The sequence below is a fragment of the Bifidobacterium callitrichos DSM 23973 genome, from assembly GCF_000741175.1.
GTDB lineage: Bacteria > Actinomycetota > Actinomycetes > Actinomycetales > Bifidobacteriaceae > Bifidobacterium > Bifidobacterium callitrichos.
Map to the genome: position 1 here is coordinate 1 of NZ_JGYS01000011.1, position 16560 is coordinate 16560.

Consider the following 16560-nt stretch of genomic DNA (forward strand, 5'->3'; position numbering starts at 1 on the left):
CGTGGCTGCGATCGCGATCGGTTCGTCGAGCGGCTCGCATCGGCGCTTGGATTGCTGTGATGGAACCGCCCACCGCGGGCCCCGCAGCACCGAACATCCCACCGCAGGCTGGGGCGCCATTGCCCATGGAACCCGTGCCGCCCATGCCGATGCAGGAAGTTCCGCAGATGGAGCCCTCCGAGCCGGAACGACGTCCGAACGAGATGACTAGAGGATTCGCCATCGCGGGCATCGTCCTTGCGGTCATCGCCGCGGTGTTCGCGATGATGCCGCTGTGGGACGATGTGTCCGTGTTCGGCGTCGTCGGCCTAGCGCTAGACGTCATCGCCGCCTGCTCGCTTATCTCCGACCGCAACCGGACGCCGGTGTGGATCAGGACCGTGGTGGTCGCCGCGTTGCTCTGCATCGCGTCCATCGTGGTCGTTGCCCTCACCTGATCCGTTCTGCCCCGGTTCGATGCTGTTTTCGATTCACCATCGTTCATGATTCGGTGTCCCGAATTTTGGGCGGATGGTCTTTTCCCTTCATCGGCATGCGTTAGCCTGTAACTACCAGCGATTAAAGCTGTTGCGACACGCCGGGGAAACCGCTTGATAGAGCCGTTTCCATAGGTTCTTGTGTCCTTTCGCTTGCATCATGACGCCATCGGGTGTAAGTTTATCTCTTGCTGCTCAGCACGGGGGTTGGTCCCCTGGATTAAGCCTTTCGGGCTGGTGCTTGGTGGTTTGAGAACTCAAGAGTGTGTTTGTACTACTTCTTTATAGTCAATGATTGCCAGTCCGTTGCAGGCCTGCCTGTTTTGGGTGGGTTCCCTTGGTTGGGTTGAATTGCGGCGGGGTTTTGTGTGAATGTCCTTCCTTAAGGATGTTCTCGTCTTTTTTTGTTTTGAGAGTCATCTGTCGATGCTCTTTCGCATGTTTTTTTGTGGAGGGTTCGATTCTGGCTCAGGATGAACGCTGGCGGCGTGCTTAACACATGCAAGTCGAACGGGATCCCGGGTTTCGGCCTGGGTGAGAGTGGCGAACGGGTGAGTAATGCGTGACCGACCTGCCCTGTACACCGGAATAGCTCCTGGAAACGGGTGGTAATGCCGGATGCTCCAACATGCTGCATGGTGTGTTGGGAAAGATTTATCGGTATGGGATGGGGTCGCGTCCTATCAGGTAGTCGGCGGGGTAACGGCCCACCGAGCCTATGACGGGTAGCCGGCCTGAGAGGGCGACCGGCCACATTGGGACTGAGATACGGCCCAGACTCCTACGGGAGGCAGCAGTGGGGAATATTGCACAATGGGCGCAAGCCTGATGCAGCGACGCCGCGTGCGGGATGACGGCCTTCGGGTTGTAAACCGCTTTTGATTGGGAGCAAGCGTGAGTGAGTGTACCTTTCGAATAAGCACCGGCTAACTACGTGCCAGCAGCCGCGGTAATACGTAGGGTGCAAGCGTTATCCGGAATTATTGGGCGTAAAGAGCTCGTAGGCGGTTCGTCGCGTCTGGTGTGAAAGTCCATCGCTTAACGGTGGATCTGCGCCGGGTACGGGCGGGCTGGAGTGCGGTAGGGGAGACTGGAATTCCCGGTGTAACGGTGGAATGTGTAGATATCGGGAAGAACACCAATGGCGAAGGCAGGTCTCTGGGCCGTTACTGACGCTGAGGAGCGAAAGCGTGGGGAGCGAACAGGATTAGATACCTGGTAGTCCACGCCGTAAACGGTGGATGCTGGATGTGGGGCCCTTTCCACGGGTCCCGTGTCGGAGCTAACGCGTTAAGCATCCCGCCTGGGGAGTACGGCCGCAAGGCTAAAACTCAAAGAAATTGACGGGGGCCCGCACAAGCGGCGGAGCATGCGGATTAATTCGATGCAACGCGAAGAACCTTACCTGGGCTTGACATGTTCCCGGCGACGGCAGAGATGTCGTTTCCCTTCGGGGCGGGTTCACAGGTGGTGCATGGTCGTCGTCAGCTCGTGTCGTGAGATGTTGGGTTAAGTCCCGCAACGAGCGCAACCCTCGCCCCGTGTTGCCAGCATGCAGTGATGGGAACTCACGGGGGACCGCCGGGGTAACTCGGAGGAAGGTGGGGATGACGTCAGATCATCATGCCCCTTACGTCCAGGGCTTCACGCATGCTACAATGGCCGGTACAACGGGATGCGACAAGGTGACTTGGAGCGGATCCCGAAACCGGTCTCAGTTCGGATTGGAGTCTGCAACCCGACTCCATGAAGGCGGAGTCGCTAGTAATCGCGAATCAGCAACGTCGCGGTGAATGCGTTCCCGGGCCTTGTACACACCGCCCGTCAAGTCATGAAAGTGGGTAGCACCCGAAGCCGGTGGCCTAACCGCAAGGATGGAGCCGTCTAAGGTGAGACTCGTGATTGGGACTAAGTCGTAACAAGGTAGCCGTACCGGAAGGTGCGGCTGGATCACCTCCTTTCTACGGAGATTTCAGGCTCGTGTTTGCGAGTCGTTGTGGGCCCGGCGGCCGGATGTTCCGGTTGGTCCGGGTTGCTGGTGTGGAAGAGATCGTTGGCTTGTGGTCGTGGCCGTCGTTGGTCGTGGCCGGTGGTACGGGCATGCTTTTGGGTTCCCGGATCGCCACTTCCCGTGGTTGTTCGCGGGGGCGGGTCCGTCGTCGCGCGGCGTGGTCGTCCGGTCGTTTGGCCGGGTGGTCGGGTCGTGTGTGCGGTGGTGGTTTGAGAACTGGATAGTGGACGCGAGCAAGTGACAACTTTTGTTGTTTCTTGCTGTTGATTTCGAAGAGCACTTTTTTGTGTTCGTCGATCGTTTTGTGATCATTCTAGTTGTATTGATGTGTCGTCTGGGAGTTCGCTATGGCAGTGCTGGCGGCCGGCATCCTTGTTGGGTGTGGGTTGCTTGCAAGGGCGTAGGGTGGATGCCTTGGCAGACAGGACCGATGAAGGACGTTTGAGGCAGCGATATTCCTCGGGGAGCCGCCAACAGGGCTTCGATCCGAGGGTCTCCGAATGTGGGAACACGGCCGTCGTTATGGGCGGTCACCGGCTTCGGCCGGGGGGTACGCAGGGAAGTGAAACATCTCAGTACCTGCAGGAAAGGATATTCCGTGAGTAGTGGCGAGCGAAAGCGGATCAGGCCAAACCGCGTGCGTGTGATACCCGTCGGGGGTTGCGTGCGTGGTGTTGTGGGAGCGTGTGTCCCGGTGCCGACGTGCCGGGCGGGAGTGATAAAACCATGTGTGAGGCGAACCGGGTTGGATACCGGGCCGTAGAGGGTGATGGCCCCGTAGCCGTATGCGCATGGTCTCCTGATCGCGTGTCCCAAGTAGCACGGGCCCCGTGGAATCCCGTGCGAATCCGTGCAGACCGTTGCATAAGCCTAAATATTCCTGTCTGACCGATAGTGTACGAGTACCGTGAGGGAAAGGTGAAAAGTACCCCGGGAGGGGAGTGAAATAGTCTCTGAAACCGTGCGCCTACGATCCGTCGGAGCCTTCTTGTGGGGTGACGGCGTGCCTATCGAAAAATGAGTCTGCGAGTCAGTGGCATGTGGCGAGCGTAAGCCGTGTGGTGTACGCGTAGCGAAAGCGAGTCTTAAAAGGCGTTGTAGTCGCGTGTCCTGGACCCGAAGCGGGATGATCTAGCCCTGAGCAGGTTGAAGCGCGGGTAGGACCGTGTGGAGGACCGAACCCACCTGGGTTGAAAACCGGGGGGATGACTTGGGGTTAGGGGTGAAAGGCCAATCAAATTCCGTGATAGCTGGTTCTCTCCGAAATGCATTTAGGTGCAGCGTCGGTTGATTGCTTCCGGGGGGTAGAGCTACTGGATGCTTGCGGGCCCGTACAGGGTACCAACAGCAACCAAACTCCGAATACCCGTGAAGTGTATTCCGGCAGTGAGTCGGCGGGGGATAAGCTCCGTCGTCGAGAGGGAGACAGCCCAGATCGTCGTCTAAGGTCCCGAAGCGTGTGCTAAGTGGGAAAGGATGTGGAGTCGCATAGACAGCCAGGAGGTTGGCTCAGAAGCAGCCACCCTTGAAAGAGTGCGTAACAGCTCACTGGTCTAGTGGTTCCGCGCCGACAATGTAGCGGGGCTCAAGCACACCACCGAAGACGCGGCAGCAGTTTTTCTGCTGGGTAGGAGAGCGTCCCACACCGGGTCGAAGCGGCCGCGTAAGCGTGTCGTGGACTGTGTGGGAGTGAGAATGCAGACATGAGTAGCGAGAGCGGGGTGAGGATCCCCGCCGCTGGATGACCAAGGGTTCCAGGGCCACGTTCATCGTCCCTGGGTGAGTCGGGTCCTAAGGCGAGGCCGACAGGCGTAGTCGAATGGATGAACGGGTCGATATTCCCGTACCGGCTTGCAGCCGCCCGATCCGAGGCAGCGAGTACTAACCTCCGTCGTCGTGTGATGTTCCCTTCGGGGTTCGGATCGTGGCGGTGTTGGGAGCGTAGTTGTAGTAGGGTAGCGCGAGGAGTGACACGGACGGGTAGCCGGCCGCGGAGGTGGTTTTCCGTGGTCAAGCACGCAGGCCGTTCCCCAGGCAAATCCGGGGGGCGTCAGGGCCGAGGTGTGATGATGGGCGCCGTTGGGCGCGAATCCGGTGATCCCGACCGTCGAGAAAAGCTTCGGCGCGAGGCTGTTTGCCGCCCGTACCCCAAACCGACACTGGTGGTCTGGTAGAGTATACCGAAGCGATCGAGCGAATCCTGGTCAAGGAACTCGGCAAATTGCTCCCGTTCCTTCGGTTTAAGGGAGACCCCCGGTGGTGAGGCGCCTCGCGCGCGGAGCTGTTGGGGGTGGCACAGAAGAGGGGGTAGCGACTGTTTACCAAAAACACAGGTGCATGCGAAGACGTAAGTCGCTGTATATGCACTGACGCCTGCCCGGTGCCGGAAGGTTAAGAGGATCCGTCAGCTCACGCGAAGCGGTGAATTCAAGCCCCGGTAAACGGCGGTGGTAACTATAACCATCCTAAGGTAGCGAAATTCCTTGTCGGGTAAGTTCCGACCTGCACGAATGGCGTAACGACTTCCCCACTGTCTCGACCAGGAGCTCGGCGAAATTGCAGTACGAGTAAAGATGCTCGTTAAGCGCAGAAGGACGAAAAGACCCCGGGACCTTTACTATACCTTGGTATTGGCATTCGGTGTGGATTGTGTAGCATAGGCGGGAGGCTTCGAAGCATTGGCGCCAGCCAGTGTGGAGCCGCAAGGTGAAATACCGCTCTGTTCGCATTGGATGTCTAACCACGAGCAGTGATCCTGCTCTGGGACAGTGCCTGGCGGGTAGTTTAACTGGGGCGGTTGCCTCCCAAAGAGTAACGGAGGCGCTCAAAGGTTCCCTCAGCCCGGTTGGCAATCGGGTGGCGAGTGTAAGTGCACAAGGGAGCTTGACTGCGAGAGCGACGGCTCGAGCAGGGACGAAAGTCGGAACTAGTGATCCGGTGCCGGTGTACGGACGCGGCATCGCTCAACGGATAAAGGTACCCCGGGGATAACAGGCTGATCATTCCCAAGAGTCCATATCGACGGGATGGTTTGGCACCTCGATGTCGGCTCGTCGCATCCTGGGGCTGGAGCAGGTCCCAAGGGTTCGGCTGTTCGCCGATTAAAGCGGCACGCGAGCTGGGTTCAGAACGTCGTGAGACAGTTTGGTCTCTATCCTCTGCGCTCGTTGGAATCTTGAGGAGACCTGCCCATAGTACGAGAGGACCTGGGTGGACGAACCTCTGGTATGCCGGTTGTCACGCCAGTGGCACGGCCGGTTGGCTACGTTCGGAAGGGATAACCGCTGAAAGCATCTAAGCGGGAAGCCCGCTCCAAGATAAGGATTCCATGAGGCCTTCGGGCCTCGAGACCCCCCATGAAGAACACGTGGTCGATAGGCCGGACGTGGAAGCCCCGCGAGGGGTGGAGCCGACCGGTACTAACGGGGAAAAGGCAATCACACATCCTCCCGTTTGGGAGGGCGTCACGCACTGCGTGAACCACCCGGTACGACACTGAACAGGTCGAACGGGTCACAGAACGTCAACACTTTTCGCGTCCGCCGTCCGGTCCCCGAACCGTCACGGTTCCATCCCCCGCCCTTGTGGTGGGATGCTAATTGAAGATTTGCGGCGACCATAGCCAAGGTGAGACGCCCGGTCCCATTCCGAACCCGGAAGCTAAGGCCTTGCACGGCGATGGTACTGCACCCGAGAGGATGTGGGAGAGTAGCACGTCGCCGCTACCAAACGTAACCGAATCCCCGGCAGGACACACAGTCCCCGGGGATTCACTGTTTTCCGGCCACAGGGGAGGACCCGACCCCAGTAATAACGGCCAGGAGCACGTTCCACCGGACATTCCCGGGGAACATCCGGAGGAACGTACATTCACGGCTGGTAGGAGTACGTTCGGCCGGGTATTCCCGGGAGACTTCCGGACAACCGTACTCCTACAATCGGTATCCGTACGGTTATCCGGAAACGGGTTGAAAACACCCGGAGGAACGTACGTCCACGATTGGTAAGCGTACGTTTGGCCGGACGACCTGTGGAAGTATCCGAAGATACGTACACACATATACGGGCATGTTTGTGTTCGGCCGGATACTTTCGTCTGTGGTGTCCCGGGACATACATCCACGATTGTCCGCGTACGGTTATCCGGACATTCCTGGAGGACTTCCGGGGGAACGTACACCTACGGTTGGTAGGAGTACGTTTGGCCGGAAACGGGTTGAAAACACCCGGAGGAACGTACACCTATGGTCGGTAGACGTACGTTTGGCCGGAAGACCACCGAAAACATCCGGGGAAACGTACGCCGATGGTTCCCCCCCCACCACTGATGGTTCCCACTACCGGATGGTTCCCCTATTAACGGGGTTGTGTTTCTACGGGTTGGGGAACATGGTAACTCCCTGTGTTCCGTGTACGGTACGGAACGTGCCTATCCCGGTTTGTTTGGTTATCCCCTCACGGTGATATCGCTACCATAAATGGTGTCTTGTGTTGATGGGACAGATACACGATACGACAGATACACGAGTATGGGTGGTGAAGGATATGGGCACGAATGACATGGATAACGTAGCTCGTAAGGACATGGGACTTCCCTATCACTACGACGATCCGGCCATCATGGACGGGCAACTCGAATGGCAGAACAAGCTGTGGGAGTACAACCAGACCAAGCCCACCGAGCAGGATCGTCGTGCCGAACTGCTCAAGGGCATGTGCGCCGAGGTCGGGGAGGGCGTACACATCGAGACCCCGTTGCACGCGAACAACGGATGCCGTCGTGTCCACCTCGGCAAGGGCATCTACATCAATGCGTTCATGAGCATGGTCGACGACGCCGAGATCTGGATCGGCGACTACGCGATGTTCGGTCCGTCGGTCACCATCGCCACCGCCGGTCACCCGATCCTGCCGATCATGCGCGAGCATCACTATACGTATGCGTTGCCCGTGCACATCGGACGCAACGTGTGGGTCGGCTCCAACGTGAGCATCCTGCCCGGCGTCACCATCGGTGAGAACAGCGTGATCGGCGCCGGATCGGTTGTCACGCATGACATCCCCGCGAATGTCGTCGCAGTCGGCGTACCGTGCAAAGTCGTGCGGCCGATCGGCGAGCACGATCGCGAATACTACTGGCACGACCGTCGTCTCGACGTACAGGAGTAAGGAGACAGACATGAACGAGCTCGACAAGTGCATGGCAGGCGAGATCTACGACTGCCACGACGCCATATTCCTCGACTACAAGAACACGGCAAGGCGACTATTGGGCGAGTACAATCGACTGCCCTACGACGCGAAGACCCGCAAACGCGAGATCCTCGAATCGTTGTTCGGTCAGATCGGAGAGAACGTGTCGGTCGGACTGCCGTTCATCTGCGATTACGGGCGGAACATTCGCATCGGCAGCAACGTGTCGGTCAACATGAACTGCACGTTCGTGGACTGCAACACGATCACCATCGGATCGGACACCTTGATCGCGTCGAACGTGCAGCTGTACACGGCCACGCATCCGGTCGAGCTTGCGGATCGTCTCGTCGAAGGCTGGAAACCGGGGGATGCACACTACCGCTGGAACACGTATGCCAAGCCGATCCATATCGGCCGCGGCTGCTGGCTGGGCGGCGGCGTCATTGTGCTTCCCGGCGTGACCATCGGAGACGGCACAGTGATCGGCGCTGGATCGGTCGTCACGCATGACATCCCCGCGAACGTGGTCGCAGTCGGCAATCCGTGCCGCGTATTGCGTCCGATTAACGGTTCCGATCGCCCTGATTCCGATCATTCCGCAGTTTGACCAGACGCCGTGACAGCGACTCGATGACGAATACGGCGGGCAGCTGACTGGTCGCGTTGTATCCGCCGTTGACGCGTTCGGACGACAACCCGGCGGCGAACGACCAATCGCACATCGCGGCGAGCGTGCTGTCTGTCGCATTCGTCAACGCGAGCAGGGTCGCACCACGGGAGGCGAACCCCTCCATCAGCTCCAGAAGCTTCGGCGTCTCGCCACTCTCCGACACGGCGATGACCGCCATGGATTGGCGGGCGAACGTGGCAGTCGGATAGAACGCATCCGTCAGACCGATGGCGAACAATCCCAGATTGGCGAACGGACGTGCCCCGTAATCGGCGATCGTGCCGGATGAGCCCTCGCCGACGAACACGATCGGATCGGCATGCTCCAATAGTGAGGTCGCCTCGCCGAGCATGGCTTCGAACGCGGGGGAGTCGGCGCGCGAGAAGAACAAGGACAACTCGCTCAGATCGGCTTGGGGAACTGGGCTGCTCTTCCGTGCGGATGCGGCCTCGTGGACCGCGGCCTTGAACGAATCGAATCCTTCGAAGCCCATTTTCACGCACCAGCGCATGATGGTGGACGGGGATACGTACGTGGCGGCGGCCAGCTCGCGCACCGACATATACGCCACCGATTCCACATGCGTGGAGACGAACCGGCATATCATAAGCTCGGTCCGGTTGCAGCGCGTCAACTGTTCGAAGGTGAACATGGGCTCCACTGTAGTACGGCGACGTCGTCCGTTGGCCGTCCGCCGTCGACACCGGTCGACAGTAGGCGTACGTTCCTCCGGGTGTTTCCATGGATCTTCCGGGGGAACGTACGCCTACCGGACACGAGCGTACGTTCCCTCGGGTGTCTTCATGGGTCTTCCGAAGGAACGTACGCCTACCAGTCGTAGGAGTACGTTCTTCCGGAAGTTCACCGGGAATATCCGGAAGAACGTACTCCTGATCGTTGTTGCCAGGGGTTGTTCAGTGGAGCCCGGGGCCCATGGGGCCGTTGACATAACGTACATTATGTCAGAAGGCTACTTCTCCAGATGGAAGCCCTGGGCCGTGGCCTTGTCCAACAGCGACTTGTCGTTCACGTTCTGGGTGCTGACCTTGGAGATCTGGTCGCTGAAGGCGTCGCCGGACGATCAGTGTTGCGCAGATCGTAGTACTGATGCACGGTCCCGTCGAACTCCTCGAGACCATCCAACATAGCGGCATCGTCCGCGGTCGGGTACTGGTTCTCGAAGAACTGCATCGTGCGCGGCATGCGCGGCTTCAATGCCGGCTCCTGATCGGGCTTGCCGATCGCGAGGCCCAATACCGGGTACGTGTACTTCGGCAGGTGACACAGTTCGATCAGTTCCGGAATGTCATTGAGCAATGAGCCGAGAATCACACAGCCGAGACCGAGCGAATACGCGGCGGTCTCCATCGCGTGCAGAGCCAGCACGGCGTCGTTCTGTGCCTGCGTGAACCGGTAGCTGGACGCGAGACCCCAGTCGGGCGAAGACGTGTCGACGCCCTTGCGCTCGGCGATGCGCGCGTTGCGCTGTTCATCGAGGATGAACAGGTACAGCAGCGGCGCCTCGGCGATGTACGGCTGGTGGCCGATCTCGGCGAACTTCGCCTTGATGGACGGATCGGAGATGCGGATCGCGGACCAGTCGTTGAGATACTGGCTGGAGGCGGCATGCTGGGCGACGGTCTCCAGGACGGCGCGGGTGTCGTCGTCGATCGGATCGGCCTTGAACTTGCGGATGGAACGACGGTTCAGCAGCGTGGCGACCGTCTCATTGACGGCGGCAACATCATCAGAATGTGTGGTCATACGGCCATTATCGCAGTCGCGGAGGTTGCAGGGAAGGGTGATTCCGCTGTCGGCGGCATGCGGTTGCTCGCCACGGCAACTACCCCTCAGTCCCGCTTTGCGGGTCAGCTCCCCTGACAAGGGGAGCCAGGGAAGTTGGGACGCGCCGCGCGCGGCTTTTGGTGGCTCGCCTATCGGTTCGCACGTTGCCTGCAAACAGCTCCGCTGTTTGCTTCACGGCAACGGTCCGCCAAAGGGAGGCGGGGAATTGGAATGACATCGTTTACGTAATGGACATCAATGAGATGTGAAGGAAACATCAGGGCAACGGCGGGGAAAGCGGGAGGTGCGATGCTGTCCCCTACAAGCGTTCAGGGTGGTGCGCGGGGTGGCGCCCATCCGGCGTGATCCCGCGCACCTCACATAACGCGACAACACGTTGTCAACACATTGTGTCAACCAACCAACGGACGTCAACCACGTCGTACGCGTAAAAAAGAGAGGGACCGTATGACTACATCACGTGCCAGGAAGATAGGTGCCAGACTGGGGGCCATGGCATGCGTGCTCGCGGCAGTGCTGTCCACCGCCGGCTGCGGCTGGGGGCGTACGGTCGCCGAGAAGGAGGCCGCCGACGCGGCCGGCAACGGTGGATCGGCGGACGCCACGTCGTGCGTCGACACGTCCGGCAGCACCATCAAGGTCGGATTCGTCAACTCGCTGTCCGGCACGATGGCGATCTCCGAACAGACCGTCTCCGACTCGCTGCACATGGCGGTCGACGAGATCAACGCCAAGGGCGGAGTGCTCGGCAAGAAGATCGAGGTCGTCCAGCAGGACGGCAAGTCGGAGCCGGCCGTGTTCGCCGAGAAGGCGAGGACCCTGATCGAGAAGGAGTGCGTGGCCGCGGTGTTCGGCGGCTGGACCTCCTCCTCGCGCAAGGCCATGCTGCCGGTGTTCGAGGCCGATAACGCGCTTCTGTTCTACCCGCTGCAGTACGAGGGCATGGAGGCGAGCCCGAACATCTTCTACTCCGGAGCCGCCCCGAACCAGCAGATCGTGCCCGCCCTCGACTACCTCAAGGAGAAGGGCTACAAGAAGCTGTTCCTCGTCGGATCCGACTACGTGTTCCCGCAGACCGCGAACCGCGTGGTCAAGGCGTACGCGGAGGGCAACGGCATGCAGGTCGTCGGCGAGGAGTACACCCCGATGGGCTCCACCGACTTCACCACCATCGTCAACAAACTCAAGTTCTCCGGCGCGGACGCGGTCGTGAACACTTTGAACGGCGACTCCAACGTCGCGTTCTTCAAGGAGTACAAGGCGTCCGGCCTCAAGGCGGACACCGTGCCGGTCATCTCGATGTCCATCGCCGAGGAGGAGGTCTCCGCCATCGGCGTCGACAACGTCAAGGACCAGCTGACCGCTTGGAACTACTACCAGACGCTCGACAACGCGCAGAACAAGACGTTCGTGAAGAACTTCAAGGCCAAGTACGGGCAGAACCGCCCGACCTCCGACCCGATGGAGTCCGCATACACCTCCGTCTACCTGTGGAAGGGCATGGTCGAGAAGGCCAAGTCGTTCGACGTGGACAAGGTCAAGGCGGCGGCCGACGGCGTCACCTTCAATGCGCCGGAGGGCAAGGTCAAGGTCGACGGCGAGAACCACCACATCTACAAGACCTCGTACATCGGCAAGATCGGCACCGACAAGCTCATCCACACCGTGTGGAAGTCCGACGGCCCGATCCAGCCGGATCCGTATCTGAAGACCTACGACTGGGCGAAGAGTCTGAGCGCAAGCGTCGAAGACTCCGGTTCGAGCAACTGACGAGAGAGAAGGACACGAAACAATGGATATGCTATTTCCTCAGATCGTAGCGGGTCTGTCCAACGGATCGATCCTGCTGCTCGCCGCACTCGGCCTGTCGCTGACCTTCGGCCAGATGGGCGTCATCAACAACGCCCACGGCGAGTTCATGATGGCCGGCGCGTACACCGCGTACGTGATGAGCACGGTCATCGGCAACAAGACCGTCTCGTTGGGCGTCGCCCTCGTCGTCGGATTCGTCGTTGCCGGCCTGCTGGGCCTGCTGCTCGACGTGCTGCTGCTCGAACGCATGCGCAATCGCCCGCTCGACACGCTGCTCGTCACCTTCGGCGTATCGCTGGTACTCCAGCAGCTGGCGCGTGACATCTTCGGCGCGACCCCGGTCTACGCCTCCGCGCCCGACGCGCTGACCAACCCGGTCACGGTGTTCGGCTACAGCTTCTCTGCCGGCCGACTGTTCATCTTCATCCTGTCGATCGTGTGCGTGGCCGCGCTGTACGCGGTCCTGAAGCTCACACCGCTCGGCCGCCAGATCCGCGCGACCTCCGAGAACCGCGATCTCGCCGAGGTATCCGGCATCTCCACGAAGACCGTCGACCACGTGACGTTCTTCCTCGGCTCCGGCATCGCCGGCATCGCCGGCGTGGCGCTGAGCCTGCTCAACTCGATCAGCTTCAACTTCGGCACCACGTTCATCGTGCAGGCCTTCCTCGTGGTCGTCGCCGGCGGCGTCGGCCAGCTGAAGGGCGCAGTCATCGCCTCCTTCGTGCTGGGCCTGTGCCAGTCCTCGATCGAGCTGCCGACCTCCGCATCGATCGGACAGGTGGCCGTCTTCCTGATCGTCGTGATCTTCCTGCAGTTCCGTCCGCAGGGACTGGTCGCCATCCGTTCGAGGAACCTCGCGTGAACCGCGTGAACGTCGAAGAGAGGGAACAACAATGAACGCTACTGGTATTGGTGCTTTCTACCTCAAATACAAGCCGTGGATCGGCGCCGTCATCGCCATCGCGCTGATCTTCCTCGCGCCCGCGGTGCTGAACGTGTACAATCTCGGCCTCCTGTCGAAGTACCTGTGCTACGCGATGGTCGCCATCGGCATCGGACTGGCCTGGGGCCAGGGCGGCATGCTGACGCTCGGCCAGGGACTGTTCTTCGGCCTCGGCGCGTACGTGATGGCCATCCACATGAAGCTCGAGGACATCGGCCCCGGTCAGGTGCCCGACTTCATGGCCCAGTACGGCATCACGCAGGTGCCGGGCTTCTGGGAGCTGTTCCGCAACCCCGTGATCGCCGTGATCGGCGTGGCCGCGGTGCCGGGAGCGATCGCCGCGATCCTCGGTCTTGCGGTGTTCGGCCGCGGCGTCAGGGGCGCATACTTCGCGATCCTGTCGCAGGCGCTCGTCGCCGCCTTCGCGGTGCTGCTCATCGGCCAGTCCAAGACGACCGGCGGCACCAACGGCCTCAACGACTTCAAGGGCTTCTTCGGCTACGATCTGACCGATCCGGCCAACAAGCGCATGATCTACTACATCTGCGCGTTCCTGACCTTGGCCATGGTGCTCATCGTCTACTGGATCCGCCGCTCGTTCATGGGCAACCTGATCATCGGCGTGCGCGATCAGGAAAACCGCATGAAGTTCCTCGGCTACAACCCCGCATCCATCAAGGTGTTCGCCTTCTCGATGGCGGCCATGTTCGCCGGCATCGGCGGCGCGATGTTCGTGCCGGTCGTCGGCATCATCTCGCCCTCCGACATCAGCGTGACGCCGTCCATCCTGATGCTCGCCGGCGTGGTCATCGGCGGACGCACCACGCTGCTCGGCCCGCTGGTCGGCACGCTGATCATCCGCTTCGCCGAAACGCAGCTGTCCGAGGCGTATCCGTCCGCGTGGACGTACCTGGAGGGCCTGATCTTCATCCTGGTCATCGCCTTCGTGCCGATGGGCTTGGGACAGTTCAAGGGCGTATGGCCGTGGATCAAGGACAAGCTGGGACTCGGCGGTGCCGGGGCCATCGGTGCCGGGGCCGCTGACACGACGACCGGCGTTGCGAAGACCGCAACGGTGAACGCATGAGTGAGGAGAGGAACATGAGCTCGAACCCTACGACTCCCGCCTCGAAGGAGGATCTGGAGCAGCTGCGCGCCGAAATGGTGCAGATGCGTGACGAAGCCAAGCGCATGCGCGACGAGGCCGCGGCCATGAAGGCCGAGATCGTCGAGGAACGCACCAAGCTGCACGACCAGCTTGCGGTGCTCGACGATCGCGGCGGCCAATGGAACGACTATCTGGAGGTCAAGGGCCTCCACGTCGAATTCGACGGATTCGTCGCGGTGAAGAACCTCGACCTGACCGTCGAACACGGCGACCTGCGCTTCCTCATCGGCCCGAACGGCGCCGGCAAGACCACGATCATCGATGCGATCACCGGCCTCGTGCCGTCCACCGGATCGGCGAAGTTCCGCGGCGAGGAGCTGCTGGGCAGGAAGCCGAACGACATCGTCAAACTCGGCGTCGGACGCACGTTCCAGACGGCGTCGGTCGTCGAGGAGCTGTCCGTGCTGGAGAACCTCCAGCTCGCCGAGGGATTCCGCAAGAAGGGCCGCGACCTGTTCCGCACGGTCGGCGGCGTCTCGCAGAACATCGAGTACATGCTCGACGTGTGCAACCTGACCGACGACATGAACACGCCCGCCGGCATCCTGCCGCACGGCAAGAAGCAGTGGCTGGAGATCGGCATGCTGCTCGTGCAGGACGCGCACCTGCTCCTGCTTGACGAACCGGTCGCCGGCATGACGCCCGCCGAACGCGTGCAGACCGGCGAGCTGCTCAAGCGATGCAGCAAGAACCGCACGGTCATCATCGTCGAACACGATATGGAGTTCATGCGCCAGTTCGCCGACTCCGTCACCGTGCTCAACCAGGGTGAGATCCTCGCCGAAGGCTCGGTCGAGGAGATCCAGAACAACGAGGAAGTCGTGAACATCTACCTCGGAGGAGGCGATCAGTGATGGCAATGCTGGAAGTGAAGGACCTCAACACCGGCTACGGCAAGGTGACGGTCGTCAACGACATCAGCTTCGACGTGGCGGCTGGCCAGTGGGTCAGCATCGTCGGCAACAACGGCGCCGGCAAGACCACGCTGCTCAAGGCGTTGCTGGGGTTGCTGCCGGTCACGTCCGGGTCGATCACGTTCGACGGCGACGACATCACCAAAGTCGCGCCGAACCAGCGCATCCGACGCGGCATGGCGTTCGTGCCGCAGGGGCAGCAGTCGTTCGGCACGATGACCGTCGACGAGAACCTGCATGTGGTAGCCGACCGGTACGGTGCCGAGGCGAAGGCCCGCTACGACGAGGCCGTGGAGATGTTCCCGATTCTCAAGGAGTTCGCCGGACGCCGCGCCGGACTGCTCTCCGGCGGCCAGCGCCAGCAGCTGTCGATCGCCCGCGCATTGATCACCCGTCCGAAGCTCATGATCCTCGACGAGCCGACCGAAGGCATCCAGCCGAACATCGTCGCGGAGATCCAGAAGGCGATCCGCACGATGGCCGAGCAGAAGGGCATCGGCGTGGTGCTGGTCGAGCAGAAGGTGCAGTTCGCGGTCGAACGCGCGGACCGCTACTACGTGCTCGCCTCCGGGCGATTCATCGCCAGCGGCGAGGGCGGCGCCGATCAGGTCGAGGCCGCGAAGGAGGCCATGCGCGTGTGATGTTGTGAGTGGTGGGTTTGACCGGTGGCCCACGGTGCCGTCGAGGTGAGATGCGGGAACATCATCGCCATGACTGCCAGCAGACAGCCGATCATCACCATCAGAATCACATCCTCGTGACCGTGCGTCTGCAGCAGCGCGCCGGTCAGCGCGCCAAGCGCCAACGCGACCATCACCACTGCGCGACGGCCTAGCTTCGACTTTTCGTGGCCGTGCGCGGAGGTGTCCGCGACGACGCCGGTCAGCGTCATCGTCAGAACCGTGGTGGGCAGATCCGGAACCGACAGCTTGCGGGCCGTCGAGTTCTGGATGCCCATCGCCGGGGCGAGTAGCACGATCAGCAGGATGATATGCAGATCGATATGGTTCGCGGTCGGGAAGTTGAGACTCGGGCCGGATGAGGTGGCGGCCGCCGGCATGAACTGGTTGAGCAGACGGATGCCGACCAGCGCGGCGATCACGAACAGCGCCTGCACGCCGGTCGAAACCAGCAGATGGCGGGCGCGATGATGGCCGAAATAGTGGATGATGCGCCCGCCGATCAACGCACCGACCATGAACGCGACCAACGTCAATGCCGACGTCCACCAGACGAATCCCTGCGCATGGGCGATCGAGAATCCAAGGAAGACGATGTTGCCGGTCACGTTCGCCACGAACACATGCCCCAACGCCAGGTAGCTCAACGCATCCACCAATCCCGCGACGTACGTCAGGATCACCAGCGCGGGGGAGAGCAGGCCGTACCTGTCATCCTTGCGCGGGATCAGCGTGCGACCGGCTTCGGCGAGATGCGATGTCATGGTTGGGGAGGAATCCTTCGTACGTGGAAAAAGACCACATACAACGTACGCTGAGCCATGGGCAGGGTCGGTGCCGGGTGGTGTTCGGTGATCGAGTGGTGTCCGGACGAGAGGCGG

Annotated in this window: 10 protein-coding genes, 3 rRNA genes and 1 pseudogene; 11 read left to right on the forward strand and 3 right to left on the reverse strand. The window is 61.0% G+C overall.

The window, feature by feature from the left end:
* Window positions 1–143 precede the first annotated feature (143 nt).
* The 6 genes from BCAL_RS06890 to BCAL_RS13955 all read left to right on the forward strand — a co-directional run bounded on the left by BCAL_RS06890 (window position 144) and on the right by BCAL_RS13955 (window position 8290).
* Window positions 144–437: a hypothetical protein gene (locus BCAL_RS06890; protein WP_043167907.1), complete on the forward strand. Its 294-nt coding sequence runs from the start codon at window positions 144–146 to the stop codon at window positions 435–437.
* Window positions 438–921: 484 nt separating this feature from the next.
* Window positions 922–2437 (forward strand): 16S ribosomal RNA (locus tag BCAL_RS06895).
* A gap of 431 nt (window positions 2438–2868) precedes the next feature.
* Window positions 2869–5930 (forward strand): 23S ribosomal RNA (locus BCAL_RS06900).
* A 165-nt stretch (window positions 5931–6095) separates the two neighbouring features.
* A 5S ribosomal RNA gene (gene rrf / locus BCAL_RS06905) occupies window positions 6096–6212 on the forward strand.
* Together the 16S, 23S and 5S rRNA genes form the textbook arrangement of a ribosomal RNA operon.
* 859 nt (window positions 6213–7071) lie before the next feature.
* Window positions 7072–7656 (forward strand): sugar O-acetyltransferase, encoded by a 585-nt coding sequence (locus BCAL_RS06910; protein ID WP_238549650.1) that lies wholly within the window; start codon window positions 7072–7074, stop codon window positions 7654–7656.
* A gap of 10 nt (window positions 7657–7666) precedes the next feature.
* Complete coding sequence (locus tag BCAL_RS13955) at window positions 7667–8290, forward strand: sugar O-acetyltransferase (protein ID WP_043165990.1); 624 nt, start codon at window positions 7667–7669, stop codon at window positions 8288–8290.
* On the opposite strand, the gene BCAL_RS06920 is transcribed toward BCAL_RS13955, so the two are convergent.
* Both BCAL_RS06920 and BCAL_RS06925 read right to left on the reverse strand, forming a co-directional pair.
* Complete coding sequence (locus BCAL_RS06920) at window positions 8247–9005, reverse strand: MurR/RpiR family transcriptional regulator (RefSeq protein WP_052119151.1); 759 nt, start codon at window positions 9003–9005, stop codon at window positions 8247–8249. The two genes, BCAL_RS13955 and BCAL_RS06920, sit on opposite strands and share 44 nt — an antisense overlap.
* A 318-nt stretch (window positions 9006–9323) precedes the next feature.
* Window positions 9324–10117, reverse strand: a pseudogene (locus BCAL_RS06925) (nitroreductase family protein).
* Window positions 10118–10606: 489 nt separating this feature from the next.
* Here BCAL_RS06925 and urtA point away from each other — a divergent pair.
* From urtA to urtE, 5 genes are read left to right on the forward strand one after another with little or no spacing between them, the layout of a single operon-like run.
* Window positions 10607–11929, forward strand: coding sequence for an urea ABC transporter substrate-binding protein (gene urtA / locus BCAL_RS06930; RefSeq protein WP_238549651.1), 1323 nt, complete (start codon window positions 10607–10609; stop codon window positions 11927–11929).
* 22 nt (window positions 11930–11951) lie between these two features.
* A complete protein-coding gene (gene urtB, locus BCAL_RS06935) occupies window positions 11952–12836 on the forward strand; it encodes an urea ABC transporter permease subunit UrtB (RefSeq protein ID WP_043165994.1) in 885 nt (294 codons plus the stop codon).
* 31 nt (window positions 12837–12867) lie between these two features.
* Window positions 12868–14004 carry an urea ABC transporter permease subunit UrtC gene (urtC, locus tag BCAL_RS06940; protein WP_081887329.1) on the forward strand — a complete coding sequence of 379 codons (1137 nt, stop codon included), beginning with the start codon at window positions 12868–12870 and terminating at the stop codon, window positions 14002–14004.
* A gap of 14 nt (window positions 14005–14018) precedes the next feature.
* Entirely contained in the window at window positions 14019–14939 is a 921-nt protein-coding gene (gene urtD / locus BCAL_RS06945; protein WP_081887330.1) for an urea ABC transporter ATP-binding protein UrtD, read from the forward strand.
* On the forward strand, window positions 14939–15640 hold the full coding sequence (urtE, locus tag BCAL_RS06950; RefSeq protein ID WP_238549652.1) for an urea ABC transporter ATP-binding subunit UrtE: 702 nt from the start codon (window positions 14939–14941) through the stop codon (window positions 15638–15640). Before urtD ends, urtE begins: the two co-directional genes overlap by 1 nt.
* Here the strand turns inward: urtE and BCAL_RS06955 are convergent.
* A complete protein-coding gene (locus BCAL_RS06955) occupies window positions 15604–16443 on the reverse strand; it encodes a YoaK family protein (protein ID WP_052119152.1) in 840 nt (279 codons plus the stop codon). The two genes, urtE and BCAL_RS06955, sit on opposite strands and share 37 nt — an antisense overlap.
* Window positions 16444–16560 lie beyond the last annotated feature (117 nt).

Bases quoted from the DNA above. Each gene is read 5' to 3' on its own strand.
- BCAL_RS06890 (WP_043167907.1), top strand. From the start codon at position 144: ATGCCGATGCAGGAAGTTCCGCAGATGGAGCCCTCCGAGCCGGAACGA.
- BCAL_RS06910 (WP_238549650.1), top strand. From the start codon at position 7,072: ATGGGACTTCCCTATCACTACGACGATCCGGCCATCATGGACGGGCAA.
- BCAL_RS13955 (WP_043165990.1), top strand. From the start codon at position 7,667: ATGAACGAGCTCGACAAGTGCATGGCAGGCGAGATCTACGACTGCCAC.
- BCAL_RS06920 (WP_052119151.1), bottom strand. From the start codon at position 9,005: ATGTTCACCTTCGAACAGTTGACGCGCTGCAACCGGACCGAGCTTATG.
- urtA (WP_238549651.1), top strand. From the start codon at position 10,607: ATGACTACATCACGTGCCAGGAAGATAGGTGCCAGACTGGGGGCCATG.
- urtB (WP_043165994.1), top strand. From the start codon at position 11,952: ATGGATATGCTATTTCCTCAGATCGTAGCGGGTCTGTCCAACGGATCG.
- urtC (WP_081887329.1), top strand. From the start codon at position 12,868: ATGAACGCTACTGGTATTGGTGCTTTCTACCTCAAATACAAGCCGTGG.
- urtD (WP_081887330.1), top strand. From the start codon at position 14,019: ATGAGCTCGAACCCTACGACTCCCGCCTCGAAGGAGGATCTGGAGCAG.
- urtE (WP_238549652.1), top strand. From the start codon at position 14,939: ATGGCAATGCTGGAAGTGAAGGACCTCAACACCGGCTACGGCAAGGTG.
- BCAL_RS06955 (WP_052119152.1), bottom strand. From the start codon at position 16,443: ATGACATCGCATCTCGCCGAAGCCGGTCGCACGCTGATCCCGCGCAAG.